Raw genomic sequence first — 18,538 nt, forward strand, 5'->3', positions numbered from 1 at the left:
GCATCGGGTGACCCGGCACTTCGTTCGTCAATGTCCGGAAAACCCGCCCGTTTTGGGGTGAGTGTGGTACGGCGGAACCGGAGGACGCGCAACGTGGCGCAGTCCACAGCGGGCCGTCGCGGATCAACCTGTCGCGACGGCGCAACGGCCGCGACAATGCCAGTCAGTGGCTTTGTCGTCTAAATGGCTTTGTCGCTTTTTGGCGTCGGGTCGTTCGTGCCGCTGGACAGGCACGCTCGTTCTTCACTGCGGGGCGGTCGGTGCGCCGTTCCCGGTGAGTGGGTCGTAGAAGCACTAACCGATGGGCGAGGGGTACGCATGACCGACACCGGCCAGATCCCGGCCGAGGGGCTGCCGGAGAACGCAGGCATGGTGGAACAGCCAGGCGTTCCCGCGCACGGCGCGTACACCTACCTCTCCGAGACCACCGCCGAGGACGAGGACCTGTTGCTGCTGCCGGGCGCCCAGGGCGCGTGGGGCAACGAGGTCCCGCCCCCCGCCCCCGAGCCCGTCGTCGAGACGGCCAACGAGCCCGCCCGGCACGAGCCCGCGGTGTACGAGGCCGCCGGGTACGAGCCGGGTCCGCACGAGACCGGCGCGCAGGAGCCGGCCGTGCACGGGGCCTCCGCACATGAGACCGCCGCACATGAGGCCGCCGTGCATGAGGCCGTCACGCACGAGCCGGGTCCGCACGAGACGGCCGGCCGTGACAGCGGTTCCGTCGATCTGGGTGGCGTACGACTTCCCGTGCCGCCGCCCGCGCCGGTCCCGCCGCGCCGACCACTGCATCTCGGCCCGCCCCTCCCCGACACCTCCGCGAGCCCGGTCCGCTCCCTCGCCGACCGCGGTCCCGCGGGCGCGCCGGTACGGCAGCCGGGCCCGCCGGTGACCGGCCCCGAGTACTTCGACGCACCCCAGCTCCGCGACCTGCCCCCGCAGGGCGCTGCTCCCTGGGGCGCCCAGGCGCCGGTGGGCGCGGGGGCGCCCGGAGCGGAAACGGTTGTTCCGGTTGGCAAATCGGCGGGCGAGTCCATCGGCGGGGGAATCGCCATGGCCGTGGACACCGGGGTCGCCGTGGCCGATCCGGGTCCGGTCGCGGCCGTCGGACTGGACGCGGGTGTGGCTACAGCCACGGCTCCAGGCGTCGGCTTGGCGCAGGCTCCCGACGCCGGTGGGGCGTGGCAGGGGCATGGGCAGTCGTTCGCGGGGGAGCCCGTGTCCGCTTTCGCCCAGGTGAGCCACGTGAGCACGGAGAGTTCCGGGAACGCCGGTGTTCCTGAGACGGGGCAGCTGCCGGTGAGCGCCGAGGGTTCGGTTGCCGGGCAGGACCAGGGGCCGGTGCAGGACCAGGAAGCGGTGCAGGACCAGGTGCAGGCACCGGTGCAGGATCAGGCACCGGTGCAGGATCAGACGCCGGTGCAGGGTGAGACGCAGGGGCAGGCCGATGGGCAGGGCTCCGACATGGGGTTCGTGCCGGGCGGCGGGCAGGAGCCGGAGCAGGTCGCCGTCGCCGTGCCGGTTGCCGCCGAGGCCGCGCCGGAGCCTGAGGTGGTGCAGGAGTCCGCGGTGGTGCCGGGTCCTGAGGGCGTGTTCGCCCCGGAGGGCCAGGTGTTGCCGGAGGCCGTCGGCGTGGTGGCGGAGGCCGGAGAGGTCTACGACGCCGGGTTCGCTGTCGCGAACGAGCAGGGTGCTGAGGTTGAGCCGGTTCAGGGTGACGAGCCGGTACTCGCCCGGAGTGCCGAGGCCTTCGTCGCCGAGCCGGTTGTCGCCCCTGTCCCCCTTGTCTCCCTTGTCCCCGCGCCCGAGGTCGTGTCGCCTCATGGCGCCGAGCAGCCCCCCGAGGCCGTAGTCACTCCCGACCGGACGACCGAAGAGGTCGCCGCTCCGGAGCCGTTCCGGACAGAGGCCGTCGTGTACGCCCCCGCTGTCGACCCGGCTCCCGAGGCCCCTCACGGTCACACTCATGAGACCGTCCCCGTCGACGAGGCCGCCGCCTTCCAGGAGGCCGGGCAAACTCCGCCCGCTTTCCCGGCAGTTGAGACACCCCTCGTCGAGGACATCCCCGCCCCGCCCCAACTCGCCGAGACCGAAACCGAAGCGGCCGTAGCCGAAGTCGCCTTCGCACCGGCCCCCCAGCCCGTCGTAGCGGAAGCTCTCGTGACGGAGGCGACAGCCCCCGAGGGCCCTCATCTCGCCCCACAGACCGACGAGGCCTCCTTCGCGGCCGGTGCCCAACCGGAGCCGGAGGCGGAGCCGCAGTCGGACCTCCATTTCCAGCCCCACCCGGACGACTCCCTCGGCCGTTTCGTGCCGGTGGAAGGCTCCGTGCCCACCACCCCGCACCTCGCACCGACCCCGCCGCACCCCCTGACGCTCCCCCCGGAGGAGCAACTGGTCGGTACAGAGGGAGCGTTCGCCGCCGTCCCCGCCCCCCGCGAGGCCGATGCCGATCCCGACCTCGAACCGGAACTCGTACAGCACGCGGACGACCTGGACACCCGGGCAGCCGATCAGGAAGAAGAGAGCACGGCCGTAGTGGAAGACGTACGAGAGTCCACCGGCCCCGCCGCGCCCGCCTACGACGACGTCGAGCGCGAGGCCGTGCTGAAGGTGATGCGCGAGCGCCGGGACATCCGCAACGGCTTCCGCAGCGACCCGATCCCGCACGACGTGCTGCTGCGCGTGCTGGAGGCGGCGCACACCGCGCCGTCCGTCGGGCACTCCCAGCCGTGGGACTTCGTGGTCATCCGCTCCGCCGACACCCGCCGGAGCATGCACGAACTGGCCGAGAGCCAGCGCGAGGCGTACGCGAAGTCGCTGCCCAAGGGCAGGGCGAAGCAGTTCAAGGAACTGAAGATCGAGGCCATCCTCGACACCCCGGTGAACATCGTCGTCACCGCCGACCCGACCCGCGGCGGCCGGCACACCCTGGGCCGGCACACGCAGCCGCAGATGGCGCCGTACTCCGCCGCCCTCGCCGTCGAGAACCTCTGGCTCGCGGCCCGCGCCGAGGGCCTCGGGGTCGGCTGGGTCAGCTTCTTCGACGAGCGGGAGATGGTCCGCGCGCTCGGTCTGCCGGAGCACTTGGAGGTCATCGCGTACCTCTGTGTCGGCTACGTCGACGAGTTCCCGGAAGAGCCCGAGTTGATGCAGGCCGGCTGGTCCAAGCGGCGCCCGCTGTCCTGGGTCGTGCACGAGGAGACGTACGGCCGCCGTGCCCTGCCCGGCGAGGACCCGCACGACCTGCTCGCCGAGACCGTCGCCGGGATCCGCCCGCTGGACGCGAAGGCGCTCGGCGAGGCGTGGGAGCGGCAGAAGAGGATGACGAAGCCGCCGGGTTCGCTCGGCATGCTGGAGATCATCTCCGCGCAGCTCTCCGGTCTTTCCCGGCAGTGCCCGCCGCCGATCCCGGAGCCCGCGGCCGTCGCGATCTTCGCGGGCGACCACGGTGTGCACGCACAGGGCGTCACGCCATGGCCGCAGGAGGTCACGGCCCAGATGGTCGCCAACTTCCTCGGCGGCGGCGCCGTTTGCAACGCCTTCGCGAGCCAGGTCGGCGCCGAGGTGTGTGTCGTGGATGTGGGCGTGGCGTCCGAACTCCCCGCCACGCCCGGCCTGTTGCCCCGCAAGATCCGTGCCGGTACGTCCGACATGACGACCGGCCCGGCGATGACCCGCGAGGAGGCCAAGCAGGCCATCGAGGTGGGCATCGAGACGGCCCGTGACCTCGTGGCGGCCGGCAACAGGGCTTTGCTCACAGGGGAGATGGGCATCGCGAACACCACCGCGTCCGCCGCCCTGATCTCGGTGTTCACGGACACCGACCCCGCCGAGGTCACCGGCCGGGGCACCGGCATCAACGACGAGACCCTCGCCCGCAAGACGGAGGTCGTGCGCCGCGCGATCGACCTCCACCAGCCGGACCCGGCCGACCCCATCGGCGTGCTCGCTGCGGTCGGCGGCTTCGAACACGCGGCGATGGTCGGCCTGTTGCTCGGCGGCGCGTCATTGCGTACGCCGGTGATCCTGGACGGCGTCAGCGCCGGCGCGGCGGCCCTGGTCGCCCGCGCGATCGCCCCCGAGGTCCTCGCGGCCTGCATCGCGGGCCACCGCAGCGCCGAACCGGGTCACGTGGCCGCGCTCAACAAGCTCGGCCTGCGCCCCCTGGTCGACCTCGACCTCCGCCTCGGCGAAGGCACGGGCGCGCTGCTCGCGCTGCCGCTGGTGCAGAGCACGGCGCGGGCGATGCACGAGGTGGCGACGTTCGACTCGGCGGGCGTCACCGAGAAGTAGACCGACCCGGACCGGGGGTGGGGTGGGCACGCGTTCCATCGCGTCCACCCCACCCCCGCCGTACGCTGAACGCACTCTAAAATCCGCACGTCAGGGCCGCTCCAGAGCCGTAGCGCCCATCGCATGCCCGTCCGAGGAGCCGCACCCTCATGGCCGAACACCCCGCCTACCCCGTAGGCCTCCGCCTCACCGGCCGCAGGGTCGTCGTCCTCGGCGGCGGCCAGGTCGCCCAGCGCCGCCTCCCGGCGCTCATCGCGGCGGGCGCGGACATCACCCTCGTGTCCCCGGAGGCAACACCCTCCGTGGAGGCGATGGCGGACGCGGGCGAGATCGCCTGGGAGCGACGCCCGTACGCGGAGGGCGACCTCGCGAACGCCTGGTACGCCCTGATCGCCACCACCGACCCCGAGGCCAACACCGCCGCCTCGGCCGAGGCGGAAGCCCACCGTGTCTGGTGCGTCCGCGCGGACGACGCCGACCAGGCCACCGCCTGGACCCCGGCGACCGGCCACAGCGAGGGCGTCACCGTCGCCGTACTCACCACGGACGCGCGCGGCCGGGACCCCCGCCACACCGCCGCGATCCGGGACGCGGTCGTGGCAGGCCTTCGCGACGGCACCCTCGTCGCGCCCCACCACCGCACCCGCACCCCGGGCGTCGCCCTCGTCGGCGGCGGCCCCGGCGACCCGGACCTGATCACGGTCCGCGGCCGCCGCCTCCTCGCCGAGGCCGACGTCGTCATCGCCGACCGCCTCGGCCCCCGCGACCTCCTCGCCGAACTCCCCCCGCACGTCGAGGTGATCGACGCGGCGAAGATCCCCTACGGCCGCTACATGGCCCAGGAGGCCATCAACAACGCCCTGATCGAACACGCCAAGCAGGGCAGGTCCGTCGTACGACTGAAGGGCGGCGACCCCTTCGTCTACGGCCGTGGCATGGAGGAGGTCCAGGCGCTCGCGGAGGCCGGCATCCCGTGCACGGTGGTGCCCGGCATCTCCAGCTCGATCTCGGTGCCCGGAGCCGCCGGCATCCCGGTCACCCACCGGGGCGTCGCCCACGAGTTCACCGTCGTCAGCGGCCATGTCGCCCCCGACGACGAGCGCTCCCTGGTCGACTGGGCGTCCCTCGCGAAGCTCACCGGCACGCTGGTGGTCCTCATGGGCGTCGACAAGATCGGGAAGATCGCCGAGACCCTGATCGCGCACGGCAAGCCGGCCGACACCCCGGTCGCCCTGGTCCAGGAGGGCACGACGGCCGCCCAACGCCGGGTGGACGCGACCCTCGCGACGGTCGGCGAGACCGTGCGTACGGAGGACGTGCGGCCGCCGGCGGTGATCGTCATCGGCGCGGTGGTCACCGTAGGCCCGGAGGCTCTTGCGTAACCCCGGGTAACACAACCCGTTCCCAGCCGTTGGCACCACACCCAGGACAAGGCAGTATCACCCTGTGGCCGATCTCATCACCGTTGAGGATCCCGACGACCCGCGCCTGCGTGATTACACGGGCCTGACCGACGTAGAGCTGCGCCGCAAGCGTGAACCGGCCGAGGGTCTGTTCATCGCCGAGGGCGAGAAGGTCATCAGACGGGCCAAGGACGCGGGCTACGAGATGCGTTCGATGCTGCTGTCCGCGAAGTGGGTCGACGTCATGCGGGACGTCATCGACGAACTCCCCGCCCCCGTCTACGCGGTGAGCCCGGAACTGGCCGAACGCGTCACCGGCTACCACGTGCACAGAGGCGCCCTCGCCTCCATGCAGCGCAAACCCCTCCCCACCGCACACGAACTCCTCCAGACCACCCGCAGGGTCGTCGTCATGGAGTCGGTCAACGACCACACCAACATCGGCGCGATCTTCCGCTCGGCGGCGGCGCTGGGCATGGACGCGGTCCTGTTGTCCCCCGACTGCGCGGACCCTCTCTACCGCCGTAGCGTGAAGGTCTCGATGGGCGCGGTCTTCTCCGTCCCCTACGCCCGTCTCGACAGCTGGCCCAAGGGCCTGGAGTCGGTCCGCGAGGCGGGCTTCACGCTCCTCGCGCTCACCCCCGACGAGAAGGCGAAGAGCCTCGACGAGGCGGCCCCGCACCGCATGGACCGCGTCGCCCTGATGCTCGGCGCGGAAGGCGACGGCCTCTCCACCCAGGCCCTGGTCGCCGCCGACGAATGGGTCCGCATCCCGATGGCCCACGGCGTCGACTCACTCAACGTCGGCGCCGCCGCTGCCGTAGCCTTCTACGCGGTGGCCACCGGCCGCCCCGAACTCTAGGAGCACGGCTTGGCCCAGCGCGAGGCGATCGTCGCGGTACTCCGGCGGGCGGACCGCCTCCTGGTCATCCGCCGGGGCCCCGACTCGGCCCGCTCCGGCTACTGGGCCCCACTCAGCGGCAAACTCGAACCGGGGGAGACCCAGGAAGAGGCCCTGGTCCGAGAGGTCCACGAGGAAGTCGGCCTCGCGGTCTCCCCCTTGACCAAGGTCTGGGAGTCCCAGGCGGACGACGGCCGCTTCCGCCTCCACTGGTGGACCGCCACGGAAACAGGCAACGGCACGATCGTCCCCGACCCGGCCGAGGTCTCCGAGGTCCGCTGGGTCACCCCGACCGAGTTCCTGACCCTCGCCCCGCTCTTCGACGCGGACCGAGAGTTCTTCGAGCACGTGCTGCCGGGTCTGTAAGCGCTCAACTCCCGCGCACTTCCAGGGGAGGCCGGCATTCCTCGGCCCGTCCGGCGCTTGCGGACGAGGTCCTTCCGGGGCCGACAGGGGGTTAGGGGGCGAAGCCCCCAGGCGGGGCGCAAGGGGCGGCAGCCCCTGGGGACGGGACGGGTAGGGGCGGCGGGGGCGAAAGAAAAACCCCACGACGCCTACACCGCCGTACCGCCACCCGGAACAACGGCCCGCTCCTGCTGCCCGACACCCCCGGTACGACCGAGCCCATGGGCAGGCCCCGAGCACCCCTGAGCCACCGCGATACCGAGCGCCACCAGCAACGTGACCACGACGAACACGAACAGCCGCTGCCGCAACAACCGCGGATTCGCGGGCCGCCGTCCGGTCCCCGTGGTCCGCGGCCCAGGCCGTCCGGCACCACTGCGAGGAGCGGGCCGACTGCCGCTCCCGGAGCGGGTGGTGTTGCGCCCCGACGGAGCGGGCCGCGCCGAGCCGGGCCGGGAAGGGACACCACCGCCACCGCTCCCACGCGACGGAGTCCCGCCACTTCTGCGAGAGGGACCACCGCCACCCCGGGACGGCGGCGAAGCCGCACCACGCGGCGCCGGAGTGCCCTGCGGACTCTGTGGCCGCCGCCCACCCTGAGTGCGCTGCTGCTCCGGGTAGCTGTCCGTGAGCCGCCCGGTCGGCCGGTCCGCCTCCGCGGCGCGCGGCGCGGGCGGCCGTACGTCGGCCATGCCCTGGGCCTCGCGGGCGGCGATCTCCTTGAGCCGGAGGGAGAGTTGGAGGGTGCTGGGCCGCTCCTCCGGGTCCTTCGCGAGGCACGCGCGGACGAGCGGGGCGAGCGCGTCCGGCACCCCGTGCAACTGCGCCTCCTCGTGCACCACGCGGTACAGCATCACCTCGGAACTGCCGTGTCCGAAGGGCGAGTCGGAGGTCGAGGCGTACGCGAGCGTGGCCCCGAGCGAGAACACGTCCGTGGCCGGCGTCACCGCCGCCCCCCGCACCTGCTCGGGCGCGAGGAACCCGGGCGAACCGACCGCCGTACCGACGTGCGTGAGCGTCGAGGCCCCGGTCGCCCAGGCGATACCGAAGTCGATGATCCGCGGGCCCTTGGGGGAGAGCAGGATGTTCGACGGCTTGAGGTCCCGGTGGACGACCCCGGCCTCGTGGACGGCGACGAGCCCCTCGGACAGCGCGGCCCCGATCGAGGCGACCTCGGCCGCACCGAGCGCCCCCTCGTCGGCGACCTTGTCGTGCAGCGAGGGCCCGGGCACGTACTGCGTGGCGAACCACGGCCGGTCGGCGTCCAGGTCCGCCGCGACCAGCCTGGCCGTGCAGCCCCCGCGAATCCGCCGCGCGGCCGAGACCTCGCGCGCGAACCGCGAACGGAACTCCTGGTCCTCGGCCAGATCCGGCCGGATGACCTTCAGCGCGACCCGCTGGCCTTTGCGGTCGGAGCCCAGATAGACGACGCCCATTCCGCCCGCGCCGAGCCGTCTGTGAAGCCTGAACGAGCCGACGACGCGCGGGTCCTCGCGCCTCAGGCGCATCATCGCCATGTTCATCCCCGCTGCCCGGTCCGTGTGACGAGCGACAGCTTACGTTTCCTCAGCCGCCCGCGCGCAAAGGCCGCGCCCTCTCGGACCGACGGATTGTCAGTGCCGGGTGGGAAACTTGAAGGGTGGTCAGAGCCCGTGCGAACAGCAGGACTTCGTACCGTCCCGGACCTCAACCAACCATCACAGAAGGGGGATTGAGCGCGTGAAGGGTGATCGCGTCGAGATAGTGGTGGACGCCGGCGACACAACACGTACATATGAGGTGGTGGCGAGCAGGGCGGGCCGTCGGGTGGAGACGGCGGTACGCCGAGGGGTGGTGGAAGTGAGCGAAGTCACCCGCAGCGGCTCCGTCGTGCGCACCGCCCGTTTCATGGCGACCAGGGTCCTCGCCCTGGTCGAGCAGCCGGTCCCGCGCGAGGACAGCTCAGAGAAAGCGGGGCACACCGGACTCCCCCTCCGGGAAGACCCCGAGACGTAGGAGCCGGTCTCCACCCAGGGGAGTACTTCGCAGGTCATCGCTCATCCTCCGGGAGGCCCGCCAATCGGTACGAGGGCATGACGACCCGCACCCGCCGCACGCCTAGATTTGAGGTCAAGCGGCGGGTGCAGCACTCGTCCCCCGAGGTCAGACACCCGCCGCTGCCAACGACAACTGAGTTCGGTCAACGGAGCACGGTCAGGAGAGGGACCATGGCCTACACGGCACCGCGGGCATTGATCCGCGAAGAGGGACGCAAGGCGTACAACGCGGCGTTCCGCACCCGCCGCACAGGCCGTCGCCACCCACTGGTGGCGACCTTGATGGCCCTTCCCCTGGCGGTCCTGCTCCTCGTCGTCTTCGACGGCTGGGAGACCGTGGCCACACAGGCGTCGTCCGTGGGAGTGATGCTGGGGCGCTGAGCGGCGACCCCAGGCCCGGATGAGCGGTCCGGGCGGGGACATCAACCCATGAAACCCCGTGGGGACGGGGGTGCGGCGGACGGCAAAAAAAGCCGGCGCAGCTGGGGAGCTGCGCCGGCTTTGCTTTGCCCTGGTGCTGAAACACCTTGGGCTGGATCGCCCTGAAGGGGCGCGGGGCTGTATCGATTCTCGGCTCCGCCGAGTGGGCGCGACCAGCCCCTACCGGGCCCGCGGCAAAGCCACATGCCCAGCCGTACGCTGCCCTCGAAAGCCGTACGAACCAGGGGGCCCCGTGACCACCCACCAGCTGCTGCCCGCGCTGACCGCCCGAGCCATGAAAGCAGCGCACACCCAAACCCCCACCTGCCCCTGCGGAGCAACCCGCACACTCACCGACCGCCCCGACGGCACAGTCGTCCGCCACGCAGACACCGTCGCCAAGGCCCACGCCCCGAACACAGACCCCACCGACCTCACCGCCCGCCTCAGAACAGCCGCACAACTCACCGGCATGCTCCTGCCCCCACTCGACCCCACCCCTCTCCACCTGCACGACCGCCAGGTGACGCTCTGGCCCTACGGCACCCCCGTGGACCCGGACGACCCGGACGCCGCCCCCTGGGAAGCCGCCGCCACCCTCCTCGCCCACCTCCACCGCACCCCCGCCCCAACCCCCCTCCCCCCGATGCGCGGCCCCCTCAAGGCACTCCGAGCGATCACCCGGCTCCGCGAGGTCGCCGGCGACCACCCCGCAGCCGCTCCCGTCCTGAACGCCTGGACATCGCTCCCCGCCTGGGCCCGCGCCGAGGCCCCCCAGCCCGACACCACCACCCTCTGCCACGGCGACCTCCACCTCGGCCAGCTCGTCCGCCACCCGGCTCCCGACGGCCCCTGGCTCCTGATCGACGTCGACGACCTCGGCGTAGGAGTCCCCGGATGGGACCTGGCGCGCCCCGCCGCCTGGTACGCCTGCGGCCTGCTCCCGCCCGACGAGTGGACCCGCTTCCTGACCGCCTACCGCGCGGCAGGCGGCCCGGCCGTCCCCGCCGACGGTGACCCCTGGCCCGCATTGGACATCCCGGCCCGGACCCTCACCGTGCAGACCGCGGCCCTGGCGATAGTGAAGGCAGTCGCGGCGGACCGTCCACTCGACGAGGTGGAGGGAGCGGTCGTGGACGCGTGTGACCGAATGGGTTCCGTCCCGCCCGAGTTGGCGCCCGGATTCGCGAAGTAGGCTGCAACCGACCGGGGTCGGACGGAGTCTGTCCTGGGGAAACACGAAGACGTACCAACGGCCGAGGAGTTGAGCCGAGCATGCAGTGTCCGAAGTGCCATGCGCCGATGCACACGTACAACCGCAACGGTGTCCAGATCGAACAGTGCAGCAACTGCCGGGGGATCTTCCTCGACTACGGCGAGCTGGAGGCGCTGACCCGCGTGGAGTCGCAGTGGCAGCAGCCCGCCCCGCCGCCCCCGGGCCCGCAGGCCTACCCCGCCCCGTCCGCGCCCGCCTGGGGCGCCCCGCACGGCGGCGGTCACGGCGGTGGCCACTACGGCGGTCACGGCGGCCACCACCGTCACAAGAGCTTCGGCCACATGCTGTTCTCCAGCTGACCGGCACACGAAGAAGCCCCCGGACGCGGTGAGCGCCGGGGGCTTCGGTGTGTGGACGATACTGGGATTGAACCAGTGACCTCTTCCGTGTCAGGGAAGCGCTCTCCCGCTGAGCTAATCGTCCTCGGGACCACGATCCGCGGATCATGGGCGATGCGTGCGCGATACTGGGATTGAACCAGTGACCTCTTCCGTGTCAGGGAAGCGCTCTCCCGCTGAGCTAATCGCGCGGGGATCCTTGCGGACCAAGTCCTTGCGGACGAGTGGACGATACTGGGATTGAACCAGTGACCTCTTCCGTGTCAGGGAAGCGCTCTCCCGCTGAGCTAATCGTCCTTGGAGGTGGAGACGGGATTTGAACCCGTGTAGACGGCTTTGCAGGCCGTTGCCTCGCCTCTCGGCCACTCCACCAGGAGTGCGGGGGGTCGGGAAGATCCCCCACTTCCTGCGAGCGGACGACCAGGTTCGAACTGGCGACCTCAACCTTGGCAAGGTTGCGCTCTACCAACTGAGCTACGTCCGCTTGTCGTTTCCGCTCGGCTTGCGCGTCGCGGCGACGAGTTGAACTCTAGCGGATTCCGGGGCCAGCACAAAAACGCGTTTGTGCAGCGTGCTGGCCTGCGGCTACGGCAACACATGGTCAGGGCACCCGTGGGGACATGGCCGGGCAACCTGTGAGACACCCGCCATAGACTCGACGGCGTGTCCCGTCTCACCCCTCTCGCCCGTTTCGGCGGCCGCGTCGCCACCGGTCTCCTCGATGTCACCAGCGATCCCGCGGCCCTGGACTCGACCGGCTTCTGGGCGGTCGCGGCCGACTTCGAGGGCCGTCTGACCTGCGCGCGCTTCCGTGACGTACGACACGAACCGGTCCCGGCACCCGCCCCCGGCGCCTGGCACGCCCCCGCCACCGAGGCCTGGACCACCTCCCTCGATCACGCCGCGTACACCGCCGGCGTCCGCCGCATCCGGCAGCACATCGCGGCCGGCGAGGTCTACCAGGCCAACCTGTGCCGCGTCCTGTCCGCACCGGTCGCCCCCGACGCCGACGTGGACGCCCTCACCGCCCTGCTCGCACGCGGCAACCCGGCGCCGTACGCAGGAACGATCCGGCTCCCCGGGCACGGTGTGGAGATAGCCACCGCCTCACCCGAACTCTTCCTGCGCCGCACCGGGCGGGTCGTCGAGTCGGGGCCGATCAAGGGGACCGGGCGGACGGAGGCCGATCTGCGACAGAAGGACTTCGCCGAGAACGTGATGATCGTGGACCTGGTCCGCAACGACCTCGGGCGCGTCTGCGCCACGGGGACCGTGACCGTGCCGGACCTGTGTGTCGTGGAGAAGCATCCGGGTCTGGTCCACCTCGTGTCGACGGTCCGGGGTGAGCTGCCCGCGGAGGCCGGCTGGCCGGAGGTGCTGGCCGCCGCCTTCCCGCCCGGGAGTGTCACCGGTGCCCCCAAGTCCAGCGCCCTGCGCATCATCGACGCCCTGGAGACCGCGCCCCGCGGCCCCTACTGCGGGGGCGTCGGCTGGGTCGACGCCGACCGGGGCACCGGTGAACTGGCCGTCGGCATCCGCACGTTCTGGATCGACCGTGCCGAGGGTGTGCTCCGCTTCGGTACCGGTGCGGGCATCACCTGGGGTTCGGACCCCGAGGGGGAGTGGCGGGAGACCGAACTGAAGGCGTCCCGGCTGCTCGCGATAGCGTCGGGCGCGTACGAGGTGAGCGGAGGGGCTCTTTCATGAAGATCTGGCTCGATGGCGGGCTGCAGGACACCGAGTCCGCCCGTGTCTCCGTCTTCGACCACGGACTGACCGTGGGCGACGGCATTTTCGAGACGGTCAAGGCGACGGGCGGCGAAACGTTCGCGCTGACCCGCCATCTCGACCGGCTGACCCGCTCCGCGCGCGGCCTCGGCCTGCCCGACCCCGACCTCGACGAGGTCCGCCGCGGCTGCGCGGCCGTCCTCGCCGCCAACCCGCTGCCGTTCGGCCGGCTCCGCATCACGTACACCGGCGGCCACGGCCCCCTCGGCGCCGACCGCGGCGAGCACGGCCCGACCCTCGTGATCGCCCTCGGCGAGGCGAAGCGCCGCCCCGACTCCACGGCCGTGGTCACCGTCCCGTGGACCCGCAACGAGCGCGGCGCCCTCGCCGGCCTCAAGACGACCTCGTACGCCGAGAACGTCGTCGCCCTCGCCCGCGCCCACCAACACGGCGCCTCCGAGGCCCTGTTCGCCAACACGGTCGGCCAACTCTGCGAAGGCACGGGGTCGAACGTCTTCGTCGTCCTGGACGGCGAGATCCACACCCCGCCGGTCACCTCCGGCTGTCTCGCCGGCATCACCCGCGCCCTGACCGTCGAATGGACCGGCGCCAAGGAGACCGACCTGCCGCTGGACGTCCTCGATCGCGCCGACGAGGTCTTCCTCACCTCGTCACTGCGGGACGTACAGGCCGTGCGCCTGGTCGACGCACGCCAACTCCCGGGCGTGGCAGGGCCGGTGACCACCAAAGCCATGCGGATCTTCGACGAGCGGTCCGGCGACGACCTTGATCCGTAATCGCTGAATTCAATCCGCTGACCTGGGGGTCCGGGTCGGGTAGAACACACATGATGACCACAACACTGCGGCCGACCGAGCCGCTTCAGCAGGAGGCCGACGGAGCGCGTTCACGTCGCTACCAGGTGTGCGTGAACAGCCGTCCCGTCGGCTCGATTCGCCTCGGCACGCATCCGTCCTACGGCGACTCGGCGGCCCTGATCCTGGACCTGAGCATCGACGAACCGGACCGTCGGCGTGGCCGGGGCACGGTGGCCGCGCTCGCCGCCGAGGAGGTGGTGCGGAGCTGGGGCCGCGACCGGATCGAGGTGTCCGTGCCCGCGGAGGCGGAGGCGGCGCTCAGGGTGGCGACCGCCCTCGGGTACGTCGTCCGCAACCGCCACATGGAGAAGCCGCTCGGCGACACCCCGCCCGAACTGCCCGCGGGGAGCCGGGGTCGGCCCATGACCCAGGAGGAGTACGGCCCCTGGAAGGACCTCGGGACGCGGGACTTCGCCAAGAGCTGGACCGATCGCGGGGTGCCCGAGGCCGAGGCCCTGGCCAGGGCTCTGCAGAGCAACGCCGAACTGCTGCCCGACGGGCCCGCCACCGCGAACATGACCTTCAGCGTCCTGGAACACGAAGGGGAAGTGGTGGGCACGCTCTGGACGGGCCTCAGTGACGGCAGGGCCTTCGTCTACAAGGTCGAGTCCGACGCGCGTCACCGGGGCAGGGGCCACGGCCGCTCCCTGATGCTCCTGGCCGAGGCGCAGGCCGTCGCCGCCGGCCTGCCGGCCATCAAGCTGAACGTCTTCGCGGGCAACACCCCGGCCGAGCGGCTCTACGAGTCACTCGGCTACGAGACGGTCGTCCACCACCTGTACAAGAGCCTGCTCTGACGCCTGCCGCGAGGCTCACTCGCCCCCGGCGAGCAACCGGTCGGCGATCTCCTCGATACAGGCGCGGAGCCCTTCCTGGCTCTTGCCGCCGTCGAGGCGTTCGCCGCCGATGACGTACGTCGGGGTGCCGGTGACGCCGATGGCCTTGCCCTCGGCCTGGTCGGCGTCGACGATCAGGATGTGCCGGCCGTCGATCAGGGCGGTGTCGAACTCCTCGGCGTCCAGACCGAGTTCGGCGGCCACCTCGACCAGGAAGGGTTCTCCCTCACGGTCCAGCTCCGCGACCCGGCCGAGCACGGCCTCGACGTAGTCCCAGCCCCTGCCCTGTTCTACGGCCTCCTCGGCGGCCTGCGCGGCGGCGAACGAGTGCTTGTGCTTGTCCACCGGGAAGTGCCGCAGCCGCACCTCCAGCCGGTCGCCGTAGCGGGCCCGCAGGGCGCGTACATCGTCCAGGGCGGTGGCGCAGTCCGGGCACTGGAGCTCGCACCAGATGTCGAGGACGGGGGTGCGCACGGAGGGGAGGTCACTCATGGGCCCAGTCTCCCAGCCCCGGCCGCGCCGCCCCAACCGGGACCACGGACCACGTTCGTACGACGCCGACCGGCACCTGGGGAGGACGCGACCCGGAGATGTCCCTGAGGTCCGCTCCAGGCATGGCCTCCCGGGGACCGGACGGTGCAGGATGGAAGGGACGAAGTGCGCGTTGCCCGATCAACCGCACACCGCCCGACCCGAACGACGCCTGGAGGACCGGATGATTGCCGAGACCGTCTGTTCCGCCGTCTCCGCGGCAGGCCTGGGCATCGCGGCGGTCACCGCGTACCGCAAGCGTTTTCTCTCCGCCGCGCGGATCGCCGCCTATTCGCTGGTGCCCGTGGGCCTGGTGATGACCGGGGTCGTCGGCTGGGCGGCCGACACCGCGTTCAGTCCCACGGCCTGGGCGGGATTCGTGGTGCTGGGCGGCGCCTGGCTGCTCTTCACGGGCACCCGCGCCGTGGAGCGGCGCCGTGGCGGCACCCGCAAGGAGCGCAGAGCGGCCCGTGGCTCCGCACAGGCCGAGGCGGTGGCCCCGGCGGCATCCGCCCCCTCCCTGGGCCCGTCCACTCGCCCGGCGACCCGGCCGGCTGCCGCGCCCCGCGCAAAGAGCGGTGACGACTTCAGCGACATCGAGGCCATCCTGAAGAAGCACGGCATATGAAGCGGCGGCGCATGGGCAGGCACGGCACCTGAGCGCGGACGCACGGCACTTGCGGATGCACGGCAGTTGACGGCCGGACCGGACCGCGACTGAAACGACACAGAGTGAGCCGGGTCCGCCGGTAAGCGTTCAGGACTCGACGCGACCCGAAACGGACAACACGGAATTCCGCGAACTCCCTCTCTTATCGGGCGTGTTGATCGCGCCGGGGGTCTTCGCTGCGTCATCATCGCGGCGAGATGCTGGACACGACACAGAGCGACGCCGCGCCGCCGAAGGACGAGCCGCGCGGGTGCCTTTTCGCCCTTTCCCAGCCACCGCTGATGATCTTCCTTGCGGTGATCGGGTGTCTGCTGCTCATGGCCTCGCTGCACGACCTGCTGATGCTGTGAGCCGTACTCGTGGTCCCCGACGTCACCCGCCGGGGGCCACGACCTCATCGAGATCCTTGCGCCGGGCGTCGGCCCGCCGCCTCCTCAGCCCGCGGCTTCCTTGCGGCGCGCCCGGTACGCGGCCACGTGCAGCCTGTTCCCGCAGGTCCGGCTGTCGCAGTAGCGGCGGGAGCGGTTGCGGGAGAGGTCGACGAAGGCGCGCCGGCAGTCGGGGGCCTCGCAGCGGCGCAGCCGCTCCTCCTCGCCGGCCACCACGAAGAACGCGAGCGCCATCCCGCAGTCGGCGGCGAGATGGTCGGCGACCGAGGCGCCCGGCGCGAAATAGTGCACGTGCCAGTCGTAGCCGTCGTGGTTCGTGAGCCGGGGTGTGGTGCCGGCGGCGGCGACCAGGTCGTTGATCAGCCCGGCGGCGGTGCGGGGGTCCGGCGCCGAGAAGACCGCGGTGAACCGGCCGCGGATCTTGCGCACGGCGGAGAGGTCGAACTCCGAGAGCACCCCGACATCGCTGATCTCGTGGTTTCGTACGAAATCCGCGAGCAGCGCGACATCCTGCAGTCCGTCCGGCGCCGCGGCGTCCTCCGGTGCGGTGTTCACCAGATCGACCACGGTGTCGAGGGCGCACCGGGTGTCGTGGGTGATCAGCACGTTTAGCTCCCTGGCCTGGGGGTCGGGCGGGCGCCCGCCGATGCTGGCCGATGGTAGTGGCTTCCCGGGGGACGGCCCCCTGCACCTATGAACGGCATCGGGCCCCCGGCGGTTCCCCGGACGACGGAGAACCGCGCGCCGGGGCGCCACGGAGGGTCGCCGGGGTCCGGGGAACCACGCGCACCGGCGCCGCCCCCGCGACGAATCGCGGCGACGGCGCCGGTGTGTGCCCTATGCGGTTGTCTGTGCCCGAGCCGTCTCCCCGAGTTCGGACGGCGCCGGGCGGCTTGGTGGGACCTCGCGCTAGCTCTCCGCCAGGATGTGCGACAGCTCCTGATCCAGGTCGAAGTGCCGATGCTCCGTGCCAGGTGGCACGGCGGCGTCCGTCCGCTTGAGGAAGGACTCCAGGGCCCGTGCGGGAGCCTCCAGCAGGGCTTCGCCCTCGGGAGAACTCAGTGCGATGCAGACGACGCCCTGACCGTGACTACGGGATGGCCAGACACGGACGTCGCCGGTGCCGGTGGGCCGGTGGAGGCCCTCCGCGAGAAGGTCGCGGGCGAACACCCATTCGACCGTCTCCTCGGCTCCGGTGTGGAAGGTGGCGTGCACGGCGTAGGGGTCGGCCGTGTCGTACCGCAGGCCTGCGGGGACAGGCAGGGATGACTCGCTCGACACAACGAGGCGCAGGTGCAGCTCGCAGCTGACCGTGGTGTTCATAAGCGCCAGGGCCTTTCGCTCAGTGTGCGCTCGGGGATTCGCACGTCGGCGAAATCGACATGCCACCTACGGTGCCGTTGTAAACCCCTCTGAGTGTTTTGCGTGCCTTTACGTAACTCTTCCGGCCGAGAGCTCGATCGCTCCGCGGGGCCATTCCGGTGACTGGTTTCCCTCGGGTAGGGTTTGTCCGTATGAATACGGGGAGTGACGAACCGGGTGAGGTCGCCGTGGCACCGGACGGGGCGGCCGACGAGACACCGGACGAGACGCGAGCGGACGGCGCGCGGGACGAGCAAGGGCTCGGTTCCAAGGCGCCGGAATTCATCAAGGCACGCCGTGCGCTGCATCTGAGCTGGCAGGTCGGGGTCTTCGTCATCGGCCTCGCGGTCGTGGCCGCCGGCATCGTCATGCTGCCGCTGCCGGGACCCGGCTGGGTCGTGATCTTCGGCGGCATGGCGATCTGGGCGACCGAGTTCGTCTGGGCCCAGCTGGTGCTCCGCTGGACGAAACGCAAGGTCACCGAGGCGGCACAGCGCGCGCTCGACCCCGCCGTACGCCGCCGCAACATCGTCCTGACCTCGATCGGCCTGGTGATCGTGGTCGCCCTTGTGGGTTTCTACGTCTGGAAGTTCGGCGTCGTGATGCCCTGGAAGATCAAGGACCAGTGACCCGGTGACGGCGTCCGGGTGCCCTCCCGTGCTGGTCGGGGTGCCCGCTGACATGGGGTAATGTTCTCCGTGCGCCCGGGCGATTAGCTCAGTGGGAGAGCGCTTCGTTCACACCGAAGAGGTCACTGGTTCGAACCCAGTATCGCCCACCCGGACCGACGGCCCGCCTGTGATCACACAGGCGGGCCGTCGTCGTTCCCGCACCGGTGCGGTGCCGTCAACTCCCCATCGTCCAGGCCTTTTTCGGCCGGACGTCGGCTGAGCGCGGCAGGCCGCTTTCTGTTCGGCCGGCCGATCGTGCGCGTCTCACCTGCGGTGTCCGTCCCGTTGCGCCCGCAACGCGCCCGGCGGCGCCGTCGTGGCGCTCGGCCGGGCCACAAGAAATTCCTGTCCGAATCATTGACGCACCCCGAGGGCCTCCGTAACTTGTGCCAGCAAGCGCT

At 71.4% G+C, this 18,538-nt stretch carries 18 protein-coding genes and 6 tRNA genes; 15 read left to right on the forward strand and 9 right to left on the reverse strand.

Annotated features, from left to right (window positions below; translation table 11 throughout):
- Window positions 1-318: 318 nt before the first annotated feature.
- The 4 genes from cobT (at window position 319) to ACIRRY_RS27945 (ending at window position 6,963) form a co-directional block, all read left to right on the forward strand.
- Window positions 319-4,293, forward strand: a complete 3,975-nt coding sequence (gene cobT / locus ACIRRY_RS27930; RefSeq protein WP_403977534.1) for a nicotinate-nucleotide--dimethylbenzimidazole phosphoribosyltransferase — start codon at window positions 319-321, stop codon at window positions 4,291-4,293.
- Between the two features lie 149 nt (window positions 4,294-4,442).
- Complete coding sequence (gene cobA, locus ACIRRY_RS27935; RefSeq protein WP_403977536.1) at window positions 4,443-5,675, forward strand: uroporphyrinogen-III C-methyltransferase; 1,233 nt, start codon at window positions 4,443-4,445, stop codon at window positions 5,673-5,675.
- A gap of 64 nt (window positions 5,676-5,739) precedes the next feature.
- A complete protein-coding gene (locus ACIRRY_RS27940; protein WP_093624585.1) occupies window positions 5,740-6,558 on the forward strand; it encodes an RNA methyltransferase in 819 nt (272 codons plus the stop codon).
- 9 nt (window positions 6,559-6,567) lie between these two features.
- Window positions 6,568-6,963 carry an NUDIX domain-containing protein gene (locus tag ACIRRY_RS27945; protein ID WP_403977538.1) on the forward strand — a complete coding sequence of 132 codons (396 nt, stop codon included), beginning with the start codon at window positions 6,568-6,570 and terminating at the stop codon, window positions 6,961-6,963.
- A 188-nt stretch (window positions 6,964-7,151) separates the two neighbouring features.
- Here the strand turns inward: ACIRRY_RS27945 and ACIRRY_RS27950 are convergent, their stop codons facing one another.
- The gene (locus ACIRRY_RS27950) at window positions 7,152-8,525 is read right to left on the reverse strand and encodes a serine/threonine-protein kinase (RefSeq protein WP_403977540.1); all 1,374 of its coding nucleotides are present in this window, start codon (window positions 8,523-8,525) and stop codon (window positions 7,152-7,154) included.
- Between the two features lie 196 nt (window positions 8,526-8,721).
- On the opposite strand from ACIRRY_RS27950, the gene ACIRRY_RS27955 reads away from it, so the two are divergent.
- From ACIRRY_RS27955 to ACIRRY_RS27970, 4 genes are all read left to right on the forward strand, one after another.
- A complete protein-coding gene (locus ACIRRY_RS27955; RefSeq protein ID WP_033282228.1) occupies window positions 8,722-8,997 on the forward strand; it encodes a hypothetical protein in 276 nt (91 codons plus the stop codon).
- A gap of 212 nt (window positions 8,998-9,209) precedes the next feature.
- Window positions 9,210-9,419, forward strand: a complete 210-nt coding sequence (locus ACIRRY_RS27960) for a hypothetical protein (protein WP_200691709.1) — start codon at window positions 9,210-9,212, stop codon at window positions 9,417-9,419.
- Window positions 9,420-9,711: 292 nt separating this feature from the next.
- Window positions 9,712-10,653, forward strand: coding sequence for a phosphotransferase family protein (locus ACIRRY_RS27965; RefSeq protein WP_403977542.1), 942 nt, complete (start codon window positions 9,712-9,714; stop codon window positions 10,651-10,653).
- Between the two features lie 80 nt (window positions 10,654-10,733).
- Window positions 10,734-11,033 (forward strand): zf-TFIIB domain-containing protein, encoded by a 300-nt coding sequence (locus ACIRRY_RS27970; RefSeq protein ID WP_078652509.1) that lies wholly within the window; start codon window positions 10,734-10,736, stop codon window positions 11,031-11,033.
- Window positions 11,034-11,085: 52 nt separating this feature from the next.
- On the opposite strand, the gene ACIRRY_RS27975 is transcribed toward ACIRRY_RS27970, so the two are convergent.
- The 5 genes from ACIRRY_RS27975 to ACIRRY_RS27995 all read right to left on the reverse strand — a co-directional run bounded on the left by ACIRRY_RS27975 (window position 11,086) and on the right by ACIRRY_RS27995 (window position 11,556).
- A tRNA-Val gene (locus tag ACIRRY_RS27975) sits at window positions 11,086-11,157 on the reverse strand.
- Between the two features lie 34 nt (window positions 11,158-11,191).
- Window positions 11,192-11,263 (reverse strand) — tRNA-Val (locus ACIRRY_RS27980).
- A gap of 34 nt (window positions 11,264-11,297) precedes the next feature.
- Window positions 11,298-11,369 (reverse strand) — tRNA-Val (locus ACIRRY_RS27985).
- Between the two features lies 1 nt (window position 11,370).
- Window positions 11,371-11,444, reverse strand: a tRNA-Cys gene (locus ACIRRY_RS27990).
- Between the two features lie 39 nt (window positions 11,445-11,483).
- Window positions 11,484-11,556, reverse strand: a tRNA-Gly gene (locus ACIRRY_RS27995).
- 179 nt (window positions 11,557-11,735) lie between these two features.
- Between ACIRRY_RS27995 and ACIRRY_RS28000 the strand changes: the two genes are divergently transcribed.
- From ACIRRY_RS28000 to ACIRRY_RS28010, 3 genes are read left to right on the forward strand one after another with little or no spacing between them, the layout of a single operon-like run.
- Complete coding sequence (locus tag ACIRRY_RS28000; protein ID WP_403977544.1) at window positions 11,736-12,779, forward strand: chorismate-binding protein; 1,044 nt, start codon at window positions 11,736-11,738, stop codon at window positions 12,777-12,779.
- Window positions 12,776-13,597, forward strand: coding sequence for an aminotransferase class IV (locus ACIRRY_RS28005; RefSeq protein ID WP_403977546.1), 822 nt, complete (start codon window positions 12,776-12,778; stop codon window positions 13,595-13,597). Before ACIRRY_RS28000 ends, ACIRRY_RS28005 begins: the two co-directional genes overlap by 4 nt.
- A 53-nt stretch (window positions 13,598-13,650) precedes the next feature.
- Window positions 13,651-14,475: a GNAT family N-acetyltransferase gene (locus ACIRRY_RS28010; RefSeq protein ID WP_403977548.1), complete on the forward strand. Its 825-nt coding sequence runs from the start codon at window positions 13,651-13,653 to the stop codon at window positions 14,473-14,475.
- 15 nt (window positions 14,476-14,490) lie between these two features.
- Here ACIRRY_RS28010 and ACIRRY_RS28015 read toward each other — a convergent pair whose 3' ends face one another.
- The gene (locus ACIRRY_RS28015; protein WP_403977550.1) at window positions 14,491-15,006 is read right to left on the reverse strand and encodes a DsbA family protein; all 516 of its coding nucleotides are present in this window, start codon (window positions 15,004-15,006) and stop codon (window positions 14,491-14,493) included.
- A gap of 223 nt (window positions 15,007-15,229) precedes the next feature.
- On the opposite strand from ACIRRY_RS28015, the gene ACIRRY_RS28020 reads away from it, so the two are divergent.
- Both ACIRRY_RS28020 and ACIRRY_RS28025 read left to right on the forward strand, forming a co-directional pair.
- A complete protein-coding gene (locus ACIRRY_RS28020; protein WP_403977552.1) occupies window positions 15,230-15,673 on the forward strand; it encodes a hypothetical protein in 444 nt (147 codons plus the stop codon).
- 239 nt (window positions 15,674-15,912) lie between these two features.
- On the forward strand, window positions 15,913-16,065 hold the full coding sequence (locus tag ACIRRY_RS28025; RefSeq protein WP_019059824.1) for a hypothetical protein: 153 nt from the start codon (window positions 15,913-15,915) through the stop codon (window positions 16,063-16,065).
- 84 nt (window positions 16,066-16,149) lie between these two features.
- Here the strand turns inward: ACIRRY_RS28025 and ACIRRY_RS28030 are convergent, their stop codons facing one another.
- Together ACIRRY_RS28030 and ACIRRY_RS28035 are read right to left on the reverse strand one after the other, a co-directional pair.
- Window positions 16,150-16,710 carry a CGNR zinc finger domain-containing protein gene (locus ACIRRY_RS28030; protein WP_403977554.1) on the reverse strand — a complete coding sequence of 187 codons (561 nt, stop codon included), beginning with the start codon at window positions 16,708-16,710 and terminating at the stop codon, window positions 16,150-16,152.
- 303 nt (window positions 16,711-17,013) lie between these two features.
- Entirely contained in the window at window positions 17,014-17,427 is a 414-nt protein-coding gene (locus tag ACIRRY_RS28035) for an SsgA family sporulation/cell division regulator (protein WP_004002642.1), read from the reverse strand.
- Window positions 17,428-17,618: 191 nt separating this feature from the next.
- On the opposite strand from ACIRRY_RS28035, the gene ACIRRY_RS28040 reads away from it, so the two are divergent.
- The gene (locus ACIRRY_RS28040; RefSeq protein ID WP_403977556.1) at window positions 17,619-18,095 is read left to right on the forward strand and encodes a TIGR02611 family protein; all 477 of its coding nucleotides are present in this window, start codon (window positions 17,619-17,621) and stop codon (window positions 18,093-18,095) included.
- Between the two features lie 77 nt (window positions 18,096-18,172).
- Window positions 18,173-18,244: transfer RNA gene (locus ACIRRY_RS28045), tRNA-Val, on the forward strand.
- The last annotated feature ends 294 nt before the right edge of the window (window positions 18,245-18,538 follow it).

The organism is Streptomyces sp. NPDC101776 (assembly GCF_044766845.1).
In the GTDB taxonomy this organism is placed as follows: Bacteria; Actinomycetota; Actinomycetes; order Streptomycetales; family Streptomycetaceae; genus Streptomyces.